Annotated in this window: 18 protein-coding genes and 5 tRNA genes; 3 read left to right on the top strand and 20 right to left on the bottom strand. The window is 49.4% G+C overall.

Features of this window, described 5'->3' with window-relative positions:
• Positions 1-444 precede the first annotated feature (444 nt).
• From PUP29_RS00595 to PUP29_RS00570, 6 genes are all read right to left on the bottom strand, one after another.
• Positions 445-521, bottom strand: a tRNA-Lys gene (locus PUP29_RS00595).
• 22 nt (positions 522-543) lie between these two features.
• Positions 544-617, bottom strand: a tRNA-Gly gene (locus PUP29_RS00590).
• Between the two features lie 78 nt (positions 618-695).
• A tRNA-Gly gene (locus PUP29_RS00585) sits at positions 696-769 on the bottom strand.
• A gap of 60 nt (positions 770-829) precedes the next feature.
• Positions 830-904, bottom strand: a tRNA-Gly gene (locus PUP29_RS00580).
• An 11-nt stretch (positions 905-915) separates the two neighbouring features.
• Positions 916-999 (bottom strand) — tRNA-Leu (locus PUP29_RS00575).
• A 101-nt stretch (positions 1,000-1,100) separates the two neighbouring features.
• On the bottom strand, positions 1,101-1,802 hold the full coding sequence (locus PUP29_RS00570; RefSeq protein WP_353423558.1) for a M48 family metallopeptidase: 702 nt from the start codon (positions 1,800-1,802) through the stop codon (positions 1,101-1,103).
• Between the two features lie 140 nt (positions 1,803-1,942).
• Here PUP29_RS00570 and murC point away from each other — a divergent pair, with 140 nt between their 5' ends.
• On the top strand, positions 1,943-3,325 hold the full coding sequence (gene murC / locus PUP29_RS00565) for a UDP-N-acetylmuramate--L-alanine ligase (protein ID WP_079547735.1): 1,383 nt from the start codon (positions 1,943-1,945) through the stop codon (positions 3,323-3,325).
• A gap of 33 nt (positions 3,326-3,358) precedes the next feature.
• Here the strand turns inward: murC and PUP29_RS00560 are convergent, their stop codons facing one another.
• The 3 genes from PUP29_RS00560 to cysK form a co-directional block, all read right to left on the bottom strand.
• A complete protein-coding gene (locus PUP29_RS00560; RefSeq protein WP_079547736.1) occupies positions 3,359-4,585 on the bottom strand; it encodes a [Fe-Fe] hydrogenase large subunit C-terminal domain-containing protein in 1,227 nt (408 codons plus the stop codon).
• 88 nt (positions 4,586-4,673) lie between these two features.
• Positions 4,674-5,915, bottom strand: coding sequence for a glycosyltransferase family 2 protein (locus tag PUP29_RS00555; protein WP_079547737.1), 1,242 nt, complete (start codon positions 5,913-5,915; stop codon positions 4,674-4,676).
• Between the two features lie 108 nt (positions 5,916-6,023).
• The gene (cysK, locus tag PUP29_RS00550; RefSeq protein ID WP_079547738.1) at positions 6,024-6,953 is read right to left on the bottom strand and encodes a cysteine synthase A; all 930 of its coding nucleotides are present in this window, start codon (positions 6,951-6,953) and stop codon (positions 6,024-6,026) included.
• 155 nt (positions 6,954-7,108) lie between these two features.
• Between cysK and dinB the strand changes: the two genes are divergently transcribed.
• Positions 7,109-8,365 carry a DNA polymerase IV gene (dinB, locus tag PUP29_RS00545; protein WP_079547739.1) on the top strand — a complete coding sequence of 419 codons (1,257 nt, stop codon included), beginning with the start codon at positions 7,109-7,111 and terminating at the stop codon, positions 8,363-8,365.
• A 98-nt stretch (positions 8,366-8,463) separates the two neighbouring features.
• On the opposite strand, the gene PUP29_RS00540 is transcribed toward dinB, so the two are convergent.
• Positions 8,464-10,350 carry a heavy metal translocating P-type ATPase gene (locus PUP29_RS00540; protein ID WP_079547740.1) on the bottom strand — a complete coding sequence of 629 codons (1,887 nt, stop codon included), beginning with the start codon at positions 10,348-10,350 and terminating at the stop codon, positions 8,464-8,466.
• A gap of 93 nt (positions 10,351-10,443) precedes the next feature.
• Positions 10,444-10,665: a cation transporter gene (locus tag PUP29_RS00535; protein WP_079547741.1), complete on the bottom strand. Its 222-nt coding sequence runs from the start codon at positions 10,663-10,665 to the stop codon at positions 10,444-10,446.
• A 168-nt stretch (positions 10,666-10,833) separates the two neighbouring features.
• Between PUP29_RS00535 and PUP29_RS00530 the strand changes: the two genes are divergently transcribed.
• A complete protein-coding gene (locus PUP29_RS00530; RefSeq protein ID WP_353423557.1) occupies positions 10,834-11,199 on the top strand; it encodes an ArsR/SmtB family transcription factor in 366 nt (121 codons plus the stop codon).
• Positions 11,200-11,395: 196 nt separating this feature from the next.
• Here PUP29_RS00530 and PUP29_RS00525 read toward each other — a convergent pair whose 3' ends face one another.
• The 9 genes from PUP29_RS00525 to trpD form a co-directional block, all read right to left on the bottom strand.
• Positions 11,396-11,827 (bottom strand): ACT domain-containing protein, encoded by a 432-nt coding sequence (locus tag PUP29_RS00525; RefSeq protein WP_079547743.1) that lies wholly within the window; start codon positions 11,825-11,827, stop codon positions 11,396-11,398.
• An 18-nt stretch (positions 11,828-11,845) separates the two neighbouring features.
• Positions 11,846-13,147 (bottom strand): phenylacetate--CoA ligase family protein, encoded by a 1,302-nt coding sequence (locus PUP29_RS00520; RefSeq protein ID WP_353423556.1) that lies wholly within the window; start codon positions 13,145-13,147, stop codon positions 11,846-11,848.
• 128 nt (positions 13,148-13,275) lie between these two features.
• A complete protein-coding gene (locus PUP29_RS00515) occupies positions 13,276-14,469 on the bottom strand; it encodes a S41 family peptidase (RefSeq protein WP_079547745.1) in 1,194 nt (397 codons plus the stop codon).
• A 92-nt stretch (positions 14,470-14,561) separates the two neighbouring features.
• Positions 14,562-15,962 carry an MATE family efflux transporter gene (locus PUP29_RS00510; RefSeq protein WP_353423554.1) on the bottom strand — a complete coding sequence of 467 codons (1,401 nt, stop codon included), beginning with the start codon at positions 15,960-15,962 and terminating at the stop codon, positions 14,562-14,564.
• Between the two features lie 591 nt (positions 15,963-16,553).
• A complete protein-coding gene (trpA, locus tag PUP29_RS00505; protein WP_353423552.1) occupies positions 16,554-17,324 on the bottom strand; it encodes a tryptophan synthase subunit alpha in 771 nt (256 codons plus the stop codon).
• Positions 17,317-18,507 carry a tryptophan synthase subunit beta gene (gene trpB, locus PUP29_RS00500; RefSeq protein WP_079547747.1) on the bottom strand — a complete coding sequence of 397 codons (1,191 nt, stop codon included), beginning with the start codon at positions 18,505-18,507 and terminating at the stop codon, positions 17,317-17,319. Before trpB ends, trpA begins: the two co-directional genes overlap by 8 nt.
• A gap of 3 nt (positions 18,508-18,510) precedes the next feature.
• Positions 18,511-19,113 carry a phosphoribosylanthranilate isomerase gene (locus PUP29_RS00495; RefSeq protein ID WP_079547748.1) on the bottom strand — a complete coding sequence of 201 codons (603 nt, stop codon included), beginning with the start codon at positions 19,111-19,113 and terminating at the stop codon, positions 18,511-18,513.
• A complete protein-coding gene (gene trpC / locus PUP29_RS00490) occupies positions 19,110-19,892 on the bottom strand; it encodes an indole-3-glycerol phosphate synthase TrpC (protein WP_353423550.1) in 783 nt (260 codons plus the stop codon). The genes PUP29_RS00495 and trpC overlap by 4 nt, the downstream gene beginning before the upstream one ends.
• A complete protein-coding gene (gene trpD, locus PUP29_RS00485) occupies positions 19,889-20,920 on the bottom strand; it encodes an anthranilate phosphoribosyltransferase (protein ID WP_079547750.1) in 1,032 nt (343 codons plus the stop codon). The genes trpC and trpD overlap by 4 nt, the downstream gene beginning before the upstream one ends.
• Between the last annotated feature and the right edge of the window lie 3 nt (positions 20,921-20,923).

The raw sequence follows: 20,923 nt of genomic DNA, 5'->3' as shown, positions 1-20,923 counted from the left end.
TCAGGGAAAACGGAGCCTCCGCCGAACTTGAATGGCCCGCTCATCGAAATAAGTTCGGCAAAGAAGCGGAAGATCAAGCTCCAGCACGGCAAAGATAGCTTTCTCTTCTTTCCGGCCGCGTTCGCATGAACTCCTCTCCCTCTTTCCAGCCGATAAAAAGTATGCGCTTCCGGCACAAACCGGGGCCTCAGCCGGCTCAAATACAGCGAGTCGTTTGGAAGCAATGCGAAACAGGTACGCATATATGGATTTTTCCGTATAAGAAAAATCGGAACAAGCGCGCTTTGTTCCGATTTGTGTCGTTCATACAAAATAGATGCAGCTAAAAACGGACCCCCGCGCGAGCCTATCGAAGCGGGTCGCGTGGGAAAAAGAAGCGGCAGTAGAGCATAAAAAAACCCTCGCTTTTGCGAGGGCTTTGGAATCGCGGAACTTGCCGCGACGTGGTGGGCCTTCAGGGACTCGAACCCTGGACACCCTGATTAAGAGTCAGGTGCTCTAGCCAACTGAGCTAAAGGCCCAAACCTGCATATTTGCAGAAGATGGAGCGGGTGATGGGAATCGAACCCACGTATTCGGCTTGGAAGGCCGACGCTCTACCATTGAGCTACACCCGCATATATTCTCTTTTCGTTCTGCCTCCTGCAAAACAAAATCCACTCATTCCACAGGCCGCTCCTCCGCAAAAGATGCTTTGGAGCGGGTGATGGGAATCGAACCCACATAGCCGGCTTGGGAAGCCGGTGCTCTGCCACTGAGCTACACCCGCATTTCATCTTTCCTAAAATGTACGTTCCCACCGCGCTGATGGGAACGACATTTTATTTTGTGGAGCGGAAGACGAGATTCGAACTCGCGACATTCGCCTTGGCAAGGCGACGCTCTACCACTGAGCCACTCCCGCATATATGAAATTGGTGCGGGCGAAAGGACTCGAACCTTCACGCCTAAGGCACCAGATCCTAAGTCTGGCGCGTCTGCCAATTCCGCCACGCCCGCGCTCTATACGCGTCCGTCGCGCGCAAGAATTATTATAATAGATAAGCATTCCTATTGTCAAGAGGATTTCTGCTTTTAAAATATGTTTTCTGTGGTTTTTCTTAAAACATTCTTATTCCGGCACTTTCGCTCGCCAGGCGGCGCTTTCGTGCCTTCCAATCCGGCATATGATCTGTCAGGAATGTTTTAAAGTCTGCTCCATGGTCCGGATAAAGCAGGTGTGCAAGCTCGTGGAGCACGACATATTCGATGCACTCAGGCGAAGCACACATCAAATAATAATTGAAACGAATGGTTCTTTGAACACTGGTACAGCTCCCCCACAGTGTCCTCATTTTTCGTATCTTGATCGTCGGTCTGTCTTCCTGCGGAAGTCCTAACACAGGGTACCATTTATCCACCGCTTCTTCCAAATAGGAATATGCCTGCCTTTCCCACCATTCCTGCAGTACTTTTTTATATTCCTCCGGGTTTCCGCAGAATACCGTCATGCTCCCGCCGCTTATGGCAACACCTGTCCTGCGGTCCTTTACAGCCTCCAGCGTATAGTCATTTCCCATAAACAGCACATGACCATCCTCCTGCTTCGCCGCCGTAAGACTTCTTATGTGTTCCTCGATCCATCCCTTTTTAGATGAGACAAATTCACGAATACGCCCGCTGTCTACACCAAAGGGTGCGCTTACGCAGGCCTTTCCGTCCCTGCAAATGCGCAGACGTATATTCTTCATCGTTTTTCGCATAATACCGATGTTCAGCTCACTGCCGTCGGATAATTCGATTTTTATAAATTCACCGCTCATATTGTTTATTATAGCACATCCATGGCAAAATAGCACGGCAAACGGTTGATAAACCGGCGCATATTCAGTATAATAGAAAAGCATTTAAAGAACAGGCGTATACCGGCCCCGGAGGCCGTAATGAAAATCAGGAGAATCGGATGGATACAAATATAACAATTCCCAGAGACAAGAAAGTCCATTTTATCGGGATAGGCGGCTGCTCTATGAGCGGACTCGCGCAGATCATGCATGCGAACGGCTATCAGGTAACGGGCTCCGATATGAAAGAATCCGCGTTTACCCGGCAGTTGGCCAAAAAGGGAATACCCGTCACATTCGGGCATGACGAAAAAAATGTCCGCGGAGCAGGTCTTGTCGTTTATACCGCAGCAATCAAGCCCTATAATCCGGAATATGCTTATGCTGCTGCTCATGATATCCCTATGCTCGAGCGCTCTAAGCTGCTCGGCCTCATTTCCCGGCACTATAAACGCGTGGCTTGTATTTCCGGCTGCCACGGCAAAACGACGATCACGTCCATGCTCGCGCTCATCATGCAGCATTCCAGTGAAGACTGTACGGTACACGTCGGCGGGATGGTCGATTTTCTTTCGGGCGGCGTCAAGATCGGTACAAACGATGCATTCATTACGGAAGCATGCGAATATGTTCGTTCTTTTCTGACTCTGCACCCCACTCATATCCTTGTAAACAATATCGATGACGACCATCTCGATTGCTATCGTGATATCGACGATATTTTCGATACTTTCGTCGAATTTATTCAGAAAGCGGATCAAAACGGGCTTTTGCTTCTCAATCAGTCGGACGAGCTTGCATACCGCTTAAAGGAGTATGCTTCCTGCCGCGTCGTGACCTATAACGCCGGTCCTGAAAGCGACTGGTATCTGGATTCTCCGACGTTCAACGATCTCGGCTGCGGCAAAGGAACCGTCGTATGTCATGGACAAAAGCTGGGCACGCTTGAGCTTACGGTTCCCGGTCTCCATAATCTGCGCAATGCGCTTGCTGCAACGGCGTTCGCAAATGAAGTATTTGGTGTAGACGTAAGGATTGCCATCGAGGCCCTCAAGCATTACAAACTGGCCGGACGGCGCTTTGAACTGATCGGCGAGCGTGACGGTGTACGCATTTTTCACGACTATGCGCATCATCCGAGCGAGATCGCCGCGTGCCTTGAGGCGGCTTCCATGGTTCCCCACCGCAAATTGTGGGTCGTTTTTCAATGTAATTCCTACACCCGCGCCCGCACGCTGAAAGATAAATATGCGCAATGCTTCGGCAATGCAGATGAAGTTTTGATGCCTGATATCTATCCGGGCCGCGACACAGATACGCAGGGTATCCACGCGCGCGACGTTGTGGCGGCAATCAACTCTAATTCCTCTTCGTGCCTGTATATCCCGACATTTCAGGAGATCAAGGACTATCTGCTGAAAAACTGGCAGCCCGGAGATATCGTGATGACTCTCGGCTCCGGAGATATCAACAAACAGCAGATGATATTTTTCGAAAAGTGATGAAAAAGAGACGCCGCTGCAGCGTCTCTTTTTCTATTCAAAGTTCCTCGTGAAAATATCGCTGTGCTCAAGCAGGCTTTCCACCGTATCAAAGCCCAGTCTGTGCAGCAACTCGATCACATACGGATTATCGATCGGCGTCGGATAGTTTGCTCTTTCCCCATATTCATCAACATATTCCGCGCCCTGCTCTTTTTTTATGATCGCTTTAGGCCCTCCTACGCAGCCTCCTGCGCAGCCCATGCCCTCAAAAAAGTTTGCATCCGCTTCTCCTGCACGCAAGGCACTGAGCATTTCCTTACATGCGGGAACGCCGTCAGCCTGACGGGTGCGCACTGTGATCTCGCGTTCCGGATTCAAGCGGTCTACCGTTGCTTTGACCGCTTCGCTCACCCCTCCCTTACGCGCGTAAATGCGTCCCGCACGGGAAGAATGATCTTTATCGTCCTCCGGCAGCGCGGATGTTTCGATATCCATGGCTTCCAGAATATCCTTTGCTTCCTGAAACGTCAGTACATAATCGACCGCCCCCGCGACGTCTTTTTCCCTCGCCTCGGATTTTTTTGCAAGACACGGCCCGATAAATACGGTCAGCGCGTCCGGATAGAGAGATTTGACCGTTCTCCCGCAGGCCACCATTGGCGATACGGCCCCCGGCACATGCGGCATCAGCTCGTGATAGACCTTGCGTATCATGGCGATCCACATGGGGCAGCAGCAGCTTGTAAGCTGATAGTCTGACTCCTTTTGGATATTCCGGTCAAATTCAAGCGCTTCCTTGAGCGTTAAGATATCCGCAAACAACGCGACCTCTATCATTCCGTCAAAGCCCACTTTTTTGAATGCGGTCCGCAGCTTTCCCGGCGTTACATCCGGCCCGAGCTGTCCGGTAAATGCCGGAGCGATCAAGGCGTAGGCAGGTCCCTTTTTTTCTTTCAGCGCATTTAAAACGGCGATCGCGTCACGGCTGCCCTCAAGCTTTCCTCTGTCGCACGCTTCTATGCAGGCTCCGCACCCGACGCATTCTTCTGCTGCGATTTCAATTCCGCCCTTTTCATTGGGCCGGATCGCATCAAATTCACAAACATTCCTGCACGCTTGCTGACGGCCGGGAGGACAGTCGCACTCTTCCCGCTTCCACACGACAGGATAATTCTGCGGCTGAAATAGGCAGTCAAGATCTTCCATATTATTTTCCACAGTTTCTCCCCGCGCAGATCTTTTCAATAAATTTTGGTATATTTTCTCAAAGGTCTCCATTGCTCTCCTCCATAAGGCAGTCGTTTTATTTATCATACCACAAGCCCGCCATACGAAAACAGCGGGGAAGAAAACCCGCTGCTCTTTTTTACGTTCCGGCGTCTACATCTTCAATTTTGTATTTGCTCTGATGCGCGATCGGCACCCATTCCGTCCGCGGTCTGAGCATTGCACCCAGCGCTATGAACATCATCGTCAGCAAAAAAATCGGGTAAAGCCATATCCCGCGCGTCATAGGCCTTATTTTCCTGTGTTCAAGCCTCAGCGTTAGGAACGCTACAAGCATTGCAAGGCTCCAGTTAAATACACATAATATCCCTACAATCAGCGCGGCAGACTGCGAAAATGCCGGCGTCAGAAACAACGTCAGCACAGCCGTCACATTCAGCGGTAAAGCCAAACCTGTTGCAGGAATAAACAGAATATACCACGCAAGATCAAGCGCTTTCAGATTCCCGCGGAATACATTTTTCATAATTTTCGAAAAATACAGCGGTATACACTGCATCCCTCCCACCATCCAGCGGTATCTCTGCTTGACCGACACGCTGTAATCGGCGGGTTGTTCGTCATAAAATACAGCCTTGCGCGCAGGAATGATCGTGTGACCTTTTAATATCTGCTGGATCGAAAACTCTACGTCTTCCGTCAGGGAATAGGTCGTCCACCCCTCCTCACCCAAAGCGGAAAGCCTGAACGCAAATCCGGTTCCTCCCACCATACTGGAAAAGCCGAGCGTATGGCGCGCCGTATAGTAAAACCGCTGCAGCATCAGCCAGTAGATCGAATAGACTTCGCTTACCCACGAATCATGGATATTTTTCGTATCCCGATAACCAAGCGCTACGTCGGCCCCGGCATTCAAGGCGCAGTTCATCTCCGTAAGAAAGGTAGGCGCCGCCAGATTATCTGCGTCGAATACGCATACTGCGTCATATTGGTCCGCATATTCGTTCAACAGGCGGTTGATCCCAAAATGAAGAGCATAGCCCTTTCCTTTCTTTTCCTCATTGAACCGCTCGAATACCGTCGCGCCGCACGCTTGCGCAACACGCGCCGTTTGGTCCGTACAGTTATCCGCCACAACAAAAATATGATACTTTTGATAGTCCTGCTTCTTCAGGCTATCGATCAAATTTCCAATTACATTTTCTTCGTTGCGTGCACAAATCAGTACCGCAAAACGGTATTGTTCTTTTCCGGTCACACAAAGCGCGCGCGGTCTGCGCAGTCCGGCAAGCGTTGTGATTGCCAGCCATATCATGATTGGCATAGAATAGACCGACAGTATGATCGTGATCCATTTACAGATCTCAAGTGCGGGATTCATTCCCCAGTTCCCCCATTTTCCGCCCGAATCAGGCCTCTCGTTTCATTATATCACTTTTTTGCTAAGCCGTTTCTTAAGAACCGCTTAACAACTTTGAAATAAGCTTTCTCATTCGCAGAACAGCGGCGTACTGAAATAGCGTTCCGCTGTGTCGGGCAAAACGGTCACAACTGTTTTTTCCGGCCCAAGCCTGCGTGCAAGGCGCAGCGCTGCCGCCACATTCGTTCCGCTCGATATCCCGCACATAAGCCCCTCCATGCGCGCGAGATCTTTTGCGGTTTGGATCGCTTCATCGTCGGTCACGATACAGATATCGTCATAAATTTTTGTGTTCAGATTTTCCGGAATAAGGCCGTCCCCGATCCCCATCTGCAAATGGGTCCCTATACTCCCCCCGGATAAGATAGCGGCGTTCTCCGGTTCGACCGCCCATATCGTCATATCAGGATTCTGCGCTTTCAGCACCTCTCCTATTCCGGTGATCGTTCCGCCGGTACCTACTCCGGAACAAAAACCGTGTATCGGCCCGGAGACCTGTTCCAATATTTCGAGTGCCGTATGATGCCTGTGCGCCATAGGATTCGCAGGATTCGCAAACTGCTGCGGCACAAAAACATGCGGATCCTCCCGCTGCATCTCAAGCGCCGTTTTCAGACATTCTTCTATGCATTCTCCGATATTTCCATCATCGTGTACAAGCTTTACTTCCGCACCATAGTGCTCCATCAGCTTTCTGCGTTCTTCGCTGACGGAATCGGGCATAATGATGACCGTTCGGTAGCCCCTTACCGCTCCGACGAGCGCAAGGCCGATCCCCTGATTGCCGCTTGTCGGCTCTACGATGATGGAATCCTGATCTAAAACGCCCTGCTTCTCCGCTTCCAAAATCATATTATACGCCGTGCGCGTCTTGATCGAACCCCCGATGTTAAGCCCTTCATATTTTACAAGTACCTGTGCGCAGTCCTCTCCCGTCATGCGATTCAGCCGTATCATGGGCGTATGCCCGACCGCCTCCAGAACATTATTGTAAATCATCGAAAAATCCTCGCTTCCTAAGCATGCCTATATATTATATACCGTATGAACGGCTTTTGGAATAAATATTTTAATTCGCATCGTTTTGACACTTGTCTGCCGTCTTTCTATAATAGAATATAACTATGCCAAAATCGTCGGAAAGGAGGAACGTTATGGATAGGACTATTCTGCATTGTGACTGTAATGCATATTATGCTTCAGTCGAGTGTATTGCGCGTCCCGAACTACGCAGCGTTCCAATGGCCGTATGCGGCGATCCTGAAAGCCGGCGCGGTATCATCTTAGCAAAAAATGAGCTTGCTAAAGGTTACGGCATCGTGACGGCCGAAACCGTTTGGCAGGCAAAGCGCAAGTGTCCCGAACTTGTTTTAGTCGCTCCCCACCGGGAAGCATATAAAGAATATTGTCAAAAAATTAACAAAATATATGCCGAATATACCAGCAAAGTCGAAGCATTCAGCATTGACGAGTCGTGGCTCGACGTAACGGGGAGCCTGCATCTGTTCGGATCCGGAAAAGAGATCGCAGACGCGCTGCGCGCCCGCATACGCAGAGAACTGAATCTTACCGTTTCGGTCGGCGTATCTTTCAACAAGGTTTTCGCTAAATTGGGCAGCGATTATAAAAAGCCGGATGCCACAACCGTGATCACGCGGGAAAATTTTAAAGACATCCTCTACCCCCTCCCCGTGACCGATATGCTGTTCGTTGGTCGGAAAACGGCTTCTGCCCTGCAAAAAATAGGCGTCACGACCATTGGCGCGCTTGCCGCGCTGAAACGTACAGAAATCGCAAAGCTATTGGGGAAATCCGGCGAACTCATCTGGGAATATGCAAACGGTCTGGACGAAAGTCCGGTCCGCGAGATCGGTCAGGCCGATCCTGTCAAAAGTATCGGGAACAGCATCACCTTTCGGCGCAATCTCGTCGGTGAGCGGGATATCCGCTCCGGCGTATTGATGCTCGCAGACAGTGTAGGCGCACGCCTCCGCAAGGCCGGGCTTTACTGCCAAACTGTTCAGGTGCAGATCAAAGATCCCGGCTTCAGGGTGATCTCCCGCCAGCAAACACTTGCACACCCGCTTCATCTGACAAAAGACCTTGCCGACGCAGGTATGGAAATTATTCTGCGGGCATGGGATATGGCAAATCCGATTCGTCTTATCTCACTTACCGCAACCGGCCTTACCCCGTCTTGTACAGGAGGACAGATAACATTCTTCGACGCGCCGCGGGAGCGTTCGGAAAAACAGGAAAAACTGGAAGATACGATCGACCGTATTCGCGGAAAATTCGGAAAGGATGCCGTTTCCTATGCCTCGATCCTCAAAACGGATATCGTTTCCGAAAAGAAAGCCGATATCCCTCTGCTTTCTGAGAGTAAGCCCGATTGGCCCACAAAGGAATAGCCTTCATTTTATAACAAGATTTCCCTGCCTGTTGACACAAAAAGCCTCCCGCCGCCAAAAAAGGATTTTTCCGGCTGGGGAGGCTTTCTGTTTTTCTATCACAGGTCATGCACCCGCAGCGCGCGGATCGCATTTAAGATCGCAATGATCATGACCCCTACATCCGCGAAAATTGCAAACCACATATTTGCGATGCCTACTACGCCAAGCCCAAGACAGGCAAATTTGATAATCAATGCAAATATGATATTCTGATACACGATCCGAATGCATTTCCGTGAAATTTTAATAGATTTCGCGATCTGCACCGGGTCGTCGTCCATCAGCACTACGTCTGCAGCTTCAATGGCAGCGTCGGAGCCCATCGCGCCCATGGCGATCCCGATATCTGCCCGCGATAATACAGGAGCATCGTTGATGCCGTCCCCAACGAACGCCAGCTTCGCATTTTTTTGCTTTCCGGACAAAAGCGCTTCCACCTTTTCCACTTTGCCGGCAGGAAGGAGCTCACTGTATACCTCGTCTATCCCCAATTCAGATGCCACCCGGTCGGCCACTTTTTTGACGTCGCCGGTCAGCATGACCGTTTTTTCCACTCCCGCATGTTTCAGGGCAGCGACCGCTTCTTTGGAATGAGGCTTGATGACGTCGGATATCACGATGTGCCCCGCATATTGCCCATCGATCGCTATATGAACGATCGTTCCGACGCTATGGCAGCTGTGATAGGAGATGCCCAGCTTTTCCATCAGCTTGTGGTTCCCTGCAGCGATAGGAACGCCATCCACCTTTGCCATAACGCCGTGCCCGCTGATCTCCTGAATATCTGATACGCGGCTCCGGTCTATTGGTTTTCCATAAGCTTTTTGCAGGCTTTTACTGATCGGGTGGGAGGATGCGCTTTCAGCGAGAGCCGCATATTCCAGAATTTTCGCTTCATCCAAGCTGTTGTGATGCACGGCATTGACTTCGAATACTCCCTGTGTCAGCGTTCCTGTCTTGTCAAATACGACATATTTTGTCTGCGACAGCGTTTCCAGATAGTTGGAGCCTTTGATCAAAATACCCTCTTTGCTCGCACCGCCGATCCCTGCAAAAAAGCTGAGCGGGATACTGATGACGAGCGCACACGGGCAGCTTATTACGAGAAACGTAAGCGCCCGATAGATCCATACGTCCCATTCTGCGCCTGTATCCATAAACAACATACGGACCAAAGGCGGGAAGATCGCAACAGCTAAGGCTGCAAAGCAGACCGCCGGAGTATAGACTCTTGCAAATTTGGAGATAAAGTTTTCCGACCGCGATTTCCGCGAACTGGCATTTTCTACCAGATCCAGAATTTTGGAAACTGTCGATTCCCCAAATTCCTTGGTCGTCCGTATTTTCAGAACGCCCGACAGATTCACACAGCCGCTGATGATCTCGCCGCCCTCCCGCACGTCGCGCGGCACGCTTTCCCCCGTCAGCGCACTGGTATTAAGGCTTGAGTGGCCGTCCACCACGATGCCATCCAACGGAACCTTCTCTCCGGGCTGTACCACAATGATACTGCCGATCTTTACTTCATCCGGGTCGACCCGCTCTAATTTTCCATTCCGTTCCATATTGGCATAATCAGGACGTATATCCATAAGAGCACTGATATTCCGGCGGCTCTTTCCCACAGCATAGCTCTGAAACAGTTCTCCTACCTGATAAAAAAGCATGACTGCGATCGCTTCATTATAGTCTCCGTTCCGTTCATAGATAGCCAGTGCGAAAGCGCCGATCGTGGCGACAGTCATCAAAAAATTTTCGTCAAACACCTGATGGTTCAGGATCCCCTTGCCCGCCTTTCTTAAAATATCATAGCCGATGACCAAATAAGCCGCCAGATATAAGGCGAGCTGCGGGAGTCCTGTCACCGGGATAAAATGCAGCGCAAGCAGCATCGCAGCTGTGATAAGAATGCGCGTTAGCATTTTTTTCTGTTTCCTATTCATTCCATGGCTCCTTTACAATTAAACATTTGTTTAATTGTTTGTTCTAAATATGCGCCCCTTTTCGTTCTGTCGTCCGGGGCGCTTGATACGTTTCTATGAAAGGGCTATCTCACAATCCGGCTCCACCTTTTTGCAGGCTTTCAAGACTGCCTTCATTACTACGCCGGGCTCTTCCCCCTCTTCAAATTCTACAATCATTTTCTGCGTCATAAAATTGACTGTCGCATTTTTCACTCCATCTACTTTCCCTGCAGCTGTTTCCATCAAATTAGCGCAGTTGGCACAATCTACTTCAATAGCATAAGTCTTTTTCATAAGAATGCTCCTTTCGATATTCGCGCTTTGAATTTTACAATTAAGCACTTGTTTAATTATTCTAACTGTAATATAATACAATCAAACGAAAAAGTCAACGCTTTTCTTCCATACCTTTCCAAAAGAAAGAAAAGCATTGCCGCCCGGGCTAAAAAGGAGGAATCGGTTATGCCGGATAGAACACTGCCCCATCATCACAACGAAGAAAAAATGATGAACCGTATGCGTACTGAATTGAATAAGGTCGACAATTTTCAGGCGGTCGCCGAAATTTTCAAGCAGCTCGGCGATCCGACCCGTGTCCGTATTTTTTGGCTGCTGTGCCACTGTGAGGAATGCGTCATTAACATTTCCGCGATGCTGGAAATGTCCAGCCCTGCTGTTTCCCATCATCTCCGGCCCCTTCGCAACAGCGGTCTTGTTGTCAGCCGGCGCTCGGGAAAGGAAGTCTATTACCGTGCGTCTGATACAGAGCAGAGCCGGCTGCTCCACCAAATGATCGAGCTGGTCATGGCGATCACCTGTCCAAACTAAACAAGTCAGAAAAACAGTAAAAGCCGTACCTGAGCGGGCTCACATAAAAACCGGTCCGCTCCTTTCATGACCACATCTTCTCTATGCAGAAATCCAATCATCGCCGGAGCTTGTATTTTTTTGTATTACAAAAGCGGCATGGCGATTCTTTATCCATGCCGCTTTTTATGCTTCTGCTGCGTGTATCTTTTTTGTTTTACAGCTCGGTGAGGGCATCCTGACAAATCGGCCGTATGCCGTTCTTGGTCAGGACCTCTATGGCTTTTTCGTTGTCCTCTACGCGGAATATCATACATGCCGTGTCTCTTCTGCGTGTGATAAACGCATAAGTATATTCAAGGTTCACTCCGTTGTCTCCAAGAAGCGTAAGGAGCCTCGTGAGCCCGCCCGGCTCGTCCGGTATTTCCACTGCGAGGACCGGAGTGATCGAGCAGATATACCCTGCGTCTTTCAGAACACAGGCCGTTTTATACGTATCATCCACAATAACGCGCAGGATCCCGAAATCCTTGGTGTCGGCAACGGACATTGCCCGCATATCGATCCTGTTTTCATTCAGCACTTTTACGAATTCCGCAAGCTGATTCGGTTTATTCTCCAAAAAAACGGAAATCTGTTTTACCGTCATGCCAATTCCCTCCTCTTTTCAATAGAGATTACGTTTATCGATCACGCGTACCGCTTTTCCCTCGCTGCGTGCGATCGACTTCGGCGCGACAAGCTGTACCTGCGCATAAATACCAAGCATCGCCTTGAGCGCCGCTACCAGCTCTTCCTCACGCTTTGCAGTCTGTGCGAGCGAATCCGAGAACATCTCCGGCGTCATCTCGACCTGCACCTCCAGCTTATCGCTGTTATGCTCACGTCTGACCGTAATTTGATAGTTGGCCGGATATCCTTTGTTGAGAAGTACCGTTTCGATCTGCGACGGGAACACGTTCACGCCCTTAACAATCAGCATATCGTCGCTGCGTCCCATCGGCTTTGTCATTTTTACATGCGTTCTCCCGCACGGGCATTTTTCATGACTCAACACGCAGATATCCCGCGTACGGTAACGAATCAGCGGGAACGCCTCTTTTGTAATGCTCGTAAATACGAGCTCTCCTTTCTCTCCGTCCGGCAGCACCTCTCCCGTTGCAGGATCGATGATCTCCGCAATAAAGTGGTCCTCGTTGATGTGCATTCCGGTCTGCGCGCTGCATTCAAAGGATACGCCGGGACCCGATATTTCCGTCAGCCCGTAAATATCATAGGCCTTTATTCCAAGCTTATTCTGAATATCCTGCCGCATTTCCTCGCTCCAAGCCTCCGCGCCAAAGATACCTGCTTTCAGCTTGATCTGATCCTGCAGCCCGCGTTCACAGACCGTTTCCGCAAGATAAGCGGCATAGGAAGGCGTACAGCATAAGATGGTAGAGCCTAAATCCACCATAAACTGTATTTGCCGGTCCGTATTTCCCGAAGACATAGGAAGCGTAAGCGAGCCTACCTTGTGCGAGCCGCCGTTCAGCCCGGGACCTCCGGTAAACAGGCCATATCCATAGCTGACATGCACCACATCGTCCTTTGTTCCCCCTGCCGCCATAATGGCGCGTGCACAGCAATCGTCCCACAAATCAAGGTCATGCTGCGTATAAAACGCTACGACGCGCCGTCCGGTCGTTCCGCTCGTAGACTGTATACGGACCGCATCGGACAGCGGTACGGCAAGCAGACCATAAGGATATGCATCTCTCAGGTCGTCTTTCGTCAGAAACGGAAGCTTGTGCAGATCGTCTATTGATTTGATATCCGCAGGCGTAACGCCTTTTTCTTCCATCATATTTCTGTAATAAGGTACATGCTCATAAACATGCTTCACCGTATGCACCAAACGCTCGTCCTGCCACTTGCGTATTTGCTCCCGCGAGGCGCATTCGATCTCCGGTTGATAATAGTGCTCCATTTTATCTCAGCCAATCCTTTCTTTTTCTACAAAAATATCCTCTTCTATGATACCATCTCTCTGTTTTTACGAAAAGTTTTTTTTGTCTCGTTTATTCCAATAGACAGTAAAATCTGATCTTTACTCGCTTATTTTTTCTGAAGCGCAGCTAATGCCGCCTGAAGCTGAACGTCCTCCGCCGGCACAAGCGGAGCATCCCGCTCCCGCGGAGGGTCCATTTCTACGGTAATGTCCGGTATCAGTCCGTTTCCTTGGATCGGATAACCAGCCTTCGTGAAATAAGCCGTTGTCGTAAGCTTTATGACGCTTCCGTCTCCAAGCTGAAAGGTCTCCTGTACGATCCCTTTTCCAAAGGTAGCCGTTCCAACCAACTCTGCCCAGTCATAATCCCGCATAGCGCTTGCGAACACCTCCGCTGCGCTTGCAGAATTCTCATTCACCAGCACGGCCGAGGGAACTTCTATTTCATGACCGTCTTCTCCCATATAAGTGCTGCGCGTCGCGCCTTGTTTATCCGCCGTATAGACGATCAGCCCGTCCGGCAGAATATAATCCAATATATCGACTGCACTGTTGAGGCTCCCGCCCATATTGCCGCGCACGTCATATATAAGCTGCCGGGCTCCATCCGCAAGCAGACTGTCTGCAGCTTCTTTAAATTGCTTGACTGTTTCTGCCTCGAACGCTGTGATTTGGATATATCCCGTTTCATCGTCCAGCATCTGATAGAATACAGTCTGCGATACGATCGGCTCCCGTATGACCGTAAACGTATATTCTTTGCCATCCGACGGCCGCAGCACCTTCAGAGAAAGCTCACTCCCCTCCGGCCCTATCCCATAGGTTTCGATCAATTCATTCAGCTCCATCTGTGTAACATCGCTGCCATCCATTTCCAAAAATATATCGCCTGCTTGTACGCCTGCTTTTTCAGCAGGTCCCCCTGTTTCTACCGTTACGACCGATGTTGCAAGCGTAGCAGGGTCCTGTGCGACCGTGGCTCCGATCCCGCAGTAATTTCCCTCCATCTTGCGTTTATACGCCGCATATTCATCCGTATCCATATAATAGGAATATTGATCTCCCAAGCCGGCCAGCATTCCCTGATAAATATAATATTCTTCCCGTTCTGCATCTTCACCGAAATAAAAATGCTCGTCTATCAGGGCTTGTATCCTTTCCATCTTGTCAAAGACCGGATACAGATCTATTGTCTTTCCTGTATTTTGTGCCGCACTGCCGGATATTGTCGTCACAATAAAAACTGCAGCAAGAAATATAACGCCGCTCACAAAGCCCTTCCAATATCCTCTGCCCGCCATGAACTCTTTCCTTTCTTCGGATATCCTTTTGCATCTCCCGCCTTATGGCTCTTCCGCCATAGCTCAATGACCCGCCCCAACCGCAGCTCGGTTCAGGTTTTGTTGTATGCCGCTGCCATTGTGGCCCGATATACTTTTTTTCGTATCGTAAAATAGGCAATGAGCGCAGCTGTACCGGTAATGATCCACGAGACCGGATATACGTTCATCAGCGCTTCAAAGCTGGTGTAATACTGACATACTGTGTATACCCAAACGAGCCGGAATACGCAAGAGCCAAGAATCGTGATAACTGCGGGCGTCATGGAATATCCAAGCCCTCTCATTGCCGCGCCGCTGATCTCATAGGTTCCCGTCAAAAACTCAAAAAGCAAAACATGCATCATACGAAAAGCTGCGTATTGGACGACCGCCTCATCTGCCGTATAAAAACGGATAAAAAGGTCTTTTCCCAAAACAAAGGTCAAGCTCAGCAGGCCACAAAAGAGCATCCCTGTAAACAGGTTGATCTGAAAGATTTTTTTGCACCGGTCAAGCCGCATTGCCCCATAGTTCTGACTGGTGAAGGTGACCGTAGCCTGACTAAATGCGCTAATAAGAAAATAGGTGAAATACTCAAAATTCAGCGCGGCCGCAGAGCCGGCCACTGCATCGGAGCCGAAGCTGTTGACTTCCGCCTGAATAAAGACATTCGCCAACGAAAAAACCATACTTTGGACCCCTGCCGGAACTCCTATCTTCAAAACGCGCTTCAAAATTTCCTTTTTGATCGAGAGCTTGCGGAAATAAATCCGTATCGGCTCTTTTTCATGCGTCAATATGCGAAGGATGATACCCGCGCTTACTACATTGGAAATAACGGTGGCAATCGCCACCCCCGCAACGCTCATGTGGAACACAATGACCAACAGCAGATTCAAGCCGGCGTTGACGACGCCCGCAATGATCAGGCAATATAACGGCCTTTTCGTATCTCCGATACTTCTTAGAATAGCCGAGCCGAAATTATAGACCATAAAAAATGGCATGCCCAAAAAATAGATCCTCAAATAGAGCACGGCAAGATCTATGATATCCTCCGGCGTACTCATCGCCTCTAATATAGGCCGTGCTATCATAAGGCCTAAAAAAAGCAAAAAAATTCCGCTGATAAGCGCCACAACAAGCACAGTATGTACTGCGTTTTTGATTTTGTCTTTCTCCTGCTGCCCGATGTAGTTGGCAATGACGGCATTGGCCCCCACAGATATCCCAACAAAAAGATTGATCATCAGGCTGATCACGGAACTGTTGCTGCCCACGGCTGCAAGCGCCTGACTGCTTGCAAACCGCCCTACGACCGCTACGTCTACCGAATTAAATAATTGCTGAAGGATACTGCTTGCCGCCAGCGGCAGGGCAAAAATCAATATCTTTTTAAATAAGGGGCCGTGCAGCATATCGATCTGCCCCGTGTGCCTGTTTGTCGTTTTCTCCTGTTCCGAAGCTTCCATTATTTTGTTTTCTCCTAAAACGCCGATGCTTTAACGGAAAAATCGGCAAAAATAACACTCCCGTTCGCAAACCTTCTATATATAATATAGACAGGCGAACAAAAACAATATCTTCGCCGCTGTTCAGCCTATAGTATAGGTCCTTTTTTACATTATACCCTATTTCCCGCTGCAAGTTAACTGGTTTTGAGCAGCAGCATCCCTTTCCAGTCTGCAATGATCGTCGTTCGCTTTTCTAATCTAATACATAATTAAATATATACCTTTGTTCATTCATCAGCAAGCATGTATCGCCGTTTTATTTGATCATCCGGTAATGTAGCATTCTTTCATGGCTGCAGATTAGATTATATTTATATTTTTCAGGCTAAGGCCCATATGTTGTTAAGTACACGTTGCTATTTCGCTTTCATTTTGTCCAAGCAGCTGATAGCCGGAACCAAATGCCGCCCCTTTCAGGACATGCTCCGCCGATATAAGCGCCTTGCTGCAAGGGCCCGAACGGTTCCCAAATATAAAACGCTGCACCGCCATCCTGTACAAAGATAAGCATTGCAGCGTTTTGTATCACCAGTAAGATAGAGTGCAATGTTACCTTATAGCATCTTTCATAGCTTTTACGTACTCCTCTACATACTCAGGCGCTTTTTTGCCGTACTTTTCGAGCAGTTTTATGATAGCCGAGCCGACGATGACTCCATCGGAGATATCTGCCAGTCTTTTTGCTTGCTCGGGCGTGGAGATGCCAAATCCGATCGCGCAAGGCACCCCGGTATTTTCCCTTACTACTTTTATAATAGAGGCAAGATCCGTTTTGATTTCACTTCTTGTTCCCGTTACGCCAAGACTGGAAACGATATAGAGAAACCCCTCCGCTTCTTTTGCGATCATAGCAATGCGGTTTTCAGACGTCGGCGCTATAAGCGAGATCAGGTCAACGCCGTACCGCCTGCACAAAGACTGAAATTCCTCCTTCTCTTCAAAGGGAAGATCGGGCAAAATAAGCCCGTCGATCCCGATATCCCGGCAAGTGGAAATAAACTTTGCCGAACCGTAAGAGAATACCACATTGGCGTAGGTCATGAATACCATCGGCACTTTTAGCCCGCGGCGAAATTCCTTGACCGCAGAAAAAATTTTATCTGTCGTGATGCCGCCGTTCAGTGCTCTCAGGTTCGCCCCTTGAATAACAGGGCCCTCTGCCGTCGGATCGGAAAACGGAATGCCAAGCTCGATCAGGTCGGCCCCATTTTCCACAGCGGCACGGACGGCGGCGGCAGTCGTTTCCCAATCGGGGTCGCCGCAGGTGATAAAGGAAATGAATGCCTTTCCGTTTTCAAAAGCTTTTTTAATATTACTCATAGATATCCTCTCCTCTGTAGCGTGCAATGGCAGCACAATCCTTTTCGCCCCTGCCGGATAGAGTGATCACAATAATTTGGTCTTTCCCCATCTTTGGTGCGATCTTTAAAGCATGTGCAACAGCATGAGCCGATTCGATGGCAGATACGATCCCTTCTGTCTTTGCGAGATATTCAAAAGCGCATACCGCCTCCTCATCGGTTATAGGAACATATTCCGCTCGGCCGATATCGTGTAAATGAGCGTGTTCGGGCCCGATCCCCGGATAATCAAGACCTGCTGAGATAGAATAAACGGGAGCGATCTGGCCATATTTATCCTGACAGAAATATGACTTCATTCCGTGAAAGATACCTACTCTACCGGTATTGATAGTCGCGGCGGTCTCGAAGGTGTCAAGCCCCCTTCCCGCCGCCTCGCATCCAATCAGCTTTACGTTTTTCTCTTCGATAAAATGATAAAAGCTGCCGATGGCATTGGAGCCGCCGCCTACGCAGGCGATCACCGCATCGGGAAGTCTGCCCTCTTTCTGAACGATCTGTTGCTTGATCTCCTTGGAGATGACCGCCTGAAAATCACGGACAATGACCGGGAACGGATGAGGCCCCATCACCGATCCGAGGCAATAATGGGTATCAGAAATGCGGGAGGTCCACTCCCGCATCGCCTCAGATACAGCATCTTTCAATGTGGCTGTTCCTGTTTTTACAGGAATCACTTCTGCCCCCAGCAGACGCATACGGTACACATTAAGAGCCTGACGAACGGTATCTTCCTCTCCCATAAAGACGACGCATTCCATATCCATAAGAGCAGCAGCGGTCGCTGTGGCAACGCCGTGCTGACCGGCTCCGGTTTCGGCAATCAATCTTGTTTTTCCCATCTTTTTTGCAAGAAGTGCTTGTCCGAGAACATTATTGATCTTATGGGCACCGGTATGGTTCAGATCTTCACGCTTGAGATAAATTTTCGCACCGCCGAGGTCGTTTGTCATTTTTCCGGCAAAATACAGTCTTGACGGCCTGCCTACATATTCGTGAAAGAGCGCTGTGAGTTCCCTGTTGAATTCCGGATCGTTTTTATAATGACGATACGCTTCCTCCAGTTCAATGACGGCATTCATCAGCGTTTCCGGAATATATTGCCCGCCGTGAATGCCAAAGCGTCCGTTTGGATTTGTCATGATCTATCTTCCTTTCCTTGCGGCGGCAACGAATGCCGCCATTTTTGTTTTGTCTTTTCGGCCGTTCGTTTCGATACCGGAGCTGACGTCGACCGCAAATGGCTTCAATATCCGAACAGCCTTTTCCACATTACAGGGCTCAAGCCCCCCTGCAAGAAAATACGGCCGTTTGATGCTCTGTATCAGATTCCAGTCAAATGCCGTTCCCGTTCCAGCGCCGGAATCCAAAAGAATATGGTCGGCAATGCTGCGTTCAGCGTTTATGACATCGCTTGCGTTTCCTATACGAAAAGCTTGGATGATCGGCTTATGAGTAAGCCTGCGCAGATGCTTGATATATACTTCGTCTTCATTGCCGTGGAGCTGGGCAATGTCGATAATATTACCGTTCAACAACCGCGCGACGGTCTGCGGCTTCTCATCTACGAATACGCCTGCCGCCTGAATACCGGGCGCAAGCATTTTTTTTAGTTCTTCCGCTTTTTCAGACGTCAGATGTCGCTTACTTTTTTGCGCAAACACAAAGCCGATATATTCAGGCTTAAGTTCGTTTGCGGTTTCTATATCGCAGGGGCGGGAAAGGCCGCAAAGCTTGATTTTTGTCATGATATGCCCCTCAGCTCGTTCAGCATGTTTTTTTTGTCTGCAGCTCTCATCAGAGCCTCGCCGATCAATACCGCATCGGCATCGATCTTACGGAGCTTCCCTATGTCTCCGGCGCTGCCGATCCCGCTTTCAGAAACAAACAACGCATCGTGCCGTATCAGCTTCCGCAGTCTGCGGCTATTGTCAGTATCCATGGAAAAATCTTTCAGATCACGATTATTGACGCCGATGATGCGTGCTCCCGCGCTCAGCGCAGCCTGCACTTCATCTTCACTGTGTACCTCCACTAAGGCGGAAAGCCCAAGTTCATCGCAAATGCTGATATATTCTTTGATCTGTCCTCCCCTCAGAATAGAACAAATAAGCAGTACCGCTGATGCGCCAAGCACTTTTGCCCTGTAGATCATATATTCGTCAACCGTAAAATCTTTGCGCAGGCAGGGGATGGAAACGCTGTTGGCGATCTCCCTCAGATATTCGCCGCTTCCCAAAAACCATTTTGGTTCGGTCAGCACGGAAATACAATCTGCTCCTGCTTCCTCATAATCCCTTGCGATCTGCAGATATGGAAAATCGGGAGCAATCAACCCTTTGGAGGGGGAAGCTTTCTTGCACTCGCAAATGAATGAGAGGCCCGGCCTTCTCAGCGTATTTTCAAAGCTAAAATTTCCTTTCGGAAGAGATAAGGCCTGTCGTCTGATCGCCTCCAGCGATACGTTTCTTTTTGCTTGTGCAACGCGTTCACGCGCATGATCTGCAAGCTGTTCAAGAATCGTCATGCCCTCACCTCCGGACGGTTGCTGACTTCAATAAATTGATTCAGAGTTTCCATGGCTTTACCGGAATCTATCATTTCAGCAGCAAGAGCAATACCGTCCTTCATTCCGCCGGCTTTCCCTCCAATATAAAGCGCCGCTCCGGCATTCATCAATACGGCATTTCTCTTATGGCCCTTTTCCCCGTTTAAAACCGCAAGAGCGATCTTCGCATTTTCTTCAGGACTCCCTCCTCTTAAATCCTCCTTCGCGCAGCGTTCAAATCCGAGAGCCTCCGGTGTAATAACATAGGATCTCATCCAACCGTCGCGGAGTTCGCAGACCGTAGTCGGCGCGCTCAGAGAGAGCTCGTCCAGTTTATCCTGTCCGTAGACCACCATGCCGCGTTTGATCCCGAGATCGATAAGCACCTGAGCCAATGGTTCAACCAGATAATCGTCATATACGCCGAGAAGCTGCATCGATGGCATTCCGGGATTCGTAAGAGGTCCGAGAATATTAAATACAGTGCGAAATCCAAGTTCCTTACGGATAGCTCCCACATATTTCATAGAAGCGTGATATTTTTGTGCAAAAAAGAAGCATATGCCGACCTCGTCCAGAAGTTCAACGCATCTTGCGGGGCTTTGTTGAATATTTACGCCGAGAGCTTCGAGACAATCTGCTGTTCCACACCGGGAGGAAGCGGCACGGTTGCCGTGTTTCGCCACTTTCATACCACCGGCTGCCGCTACAAGGGCCGATATCGTGGAAATATTGAAGCTATGCGCATTATCTCCGCCTGTTCCCACAATTTCAAAAAGCTCCATTCCGGTCTCTACTTTGGTTGCATGTGCTCTCATAGCGGCTGCGCATCCAGCGATCTCGTCCGTAGTCTCGGCCCGGGCGCTCTTAGTAGAAAGAGCGGCAAGAAAAGCGGCATTCTGTGTAGGCGATGTCTGACCGCTCATGATTTCATTCATAACACCATACGCCTCGTCATAGGTGAGGTCTTTTTTGTTTACAAGCTTTACAATAGCTTCTCCAATCATGTT

It is taken from the genome of Christensenella massiliensis (genome assembly GCF_040409835.1).
In the GTDB taxonomy this organism is placed as follows: domain Bacteria; phylum Bacillota; class Clostridia; order Christensenellales; family Christensenellaceae; genus Christensenella; species Christensenella massiliensis.
This window is presented reverse-complemented; position numbering and strand designations above follow the sequence as displayed.

Bases quoted from the DNA above. Each gene is read 5' to 3' on its own strand.
- PUP29_RS00570 (WP_353423558.1), bottom strand. From the start codon at position 1,802: ATGAGCGGTGAATTTATAAAAATCGAATTATCCGACGGCAGTGAGCTG.
- murC (WP_079547735.1), top strand. From the start codon at position 1,943: ATGGATACAAATATAACAATTCCCAGAGACAAGAAAGTCCATTTTATC.
- PUP29_RS00560 (WP_079547736.1), bottom strand. From the start codon at position 4,585: ATGGAGACCTTTGAGAAAATATACCAAAATTTATTGAAAAGATCTGCG.
- PUP29_RS00555 (WP_079547737.1), bottom strand. From the start codon at position 5,915: ATGAATCCCGCACTTGAGATCTGTAAATGGATCACGATCATACTGTCG.
- cysK (WP_079547738.1), bottom strand. From the start codon at position 6,953: ATGATTTACAATAATGTTCTGGAGGCGGTCGGGCATACGCCCATGATA.
- dinB (WP_079547739.1), top strand. From the start codon at position 7,109: ATGGATAGGACTATTCTGCATTGTGACTGTAATGCATATTATGCTTCA.
- PUP29_RS00540 (WP_079547740.1), bottom strand. From the start codon at position 10,350: ATGAATAGGAAACAGAAAAAAATGCTAACGCGCATTCTTATCACAGCT.
- PUP29_RS00535 (WP_079547741.1), bottom strand. From the start codon at position 10,665: ATGAAAAAGACTTATGCTATTGAAGTAGATTGTGCCAACTGCGCTAAT.
- PUP29_RS00530 (WP_353423557.1), top strand. From the start codon at position 10,834: ATGCCGGATAGAACACTGCCCCATCATCACAACGAAGAAAAAATGATG.
- PUP29_RS00525 (WP_079547743.1), bottom strand. From the start codon at position 11,827: ATGACGGTAAAACAGATTTCCGTTTTTTTGGAGAATAAACCGAATCAG.
- PUP29_RS00520 (WP_353423556.1), bottom strand. From the start codon at position 13,147: ATGGAGCACTATTATCAACCGGAGATCGAATGCGCCTCGCGGGAGCAA.
- PUP29_RS00515 (WP_079547745.1), bottom strand. From the start codon at position 14,469: ATGGCGGGCAGAGGATATTGGAAGGGCTTTGTGAGCGGCGTTATATTT.
- PUP29_RS00510 (WP_353423554.1), bottom strand. From the start codon at position 15,962: ATGGAAGCTTCGGAACAGGAGAAAACGACAAACAGGCACACGGGGCAG.
- trpA (WP_353423552.1), bottom strand. From the start codon at position 17,324: ATGAGTAATATTAAAAAAGCTTTTGAAAACGGAAAGGCATTCATTTCC.
- trpB (WP_079547747.1), bottom strand. From the start codon at position 18,507: ATGACAAATCCAAACGGACGCTTTGGCATTCACGGCGGGCAATATATT.
- PUP29_RS00495 (WP_079547748.1), bottom strand. From the start codon at position 19,113: ATGACAAAAATCAAGCTTTGCGGCCTTTCCCGCCCCTGCGATATAGAA.
- trpC (WP_353423550.1), bottom strand. From the start codon at position 19,892: ATGACGATTCTTGAACAGCTTGCAGATCATGCGCGTGAACGCGTTGCA.
- trpD (WP_079547750.1), bottom strand. From the start codon at position 20,920: ATGATTGGAGAAGCTATTGTAAAGCTTGTAAACAAAAAAGACCTCACC.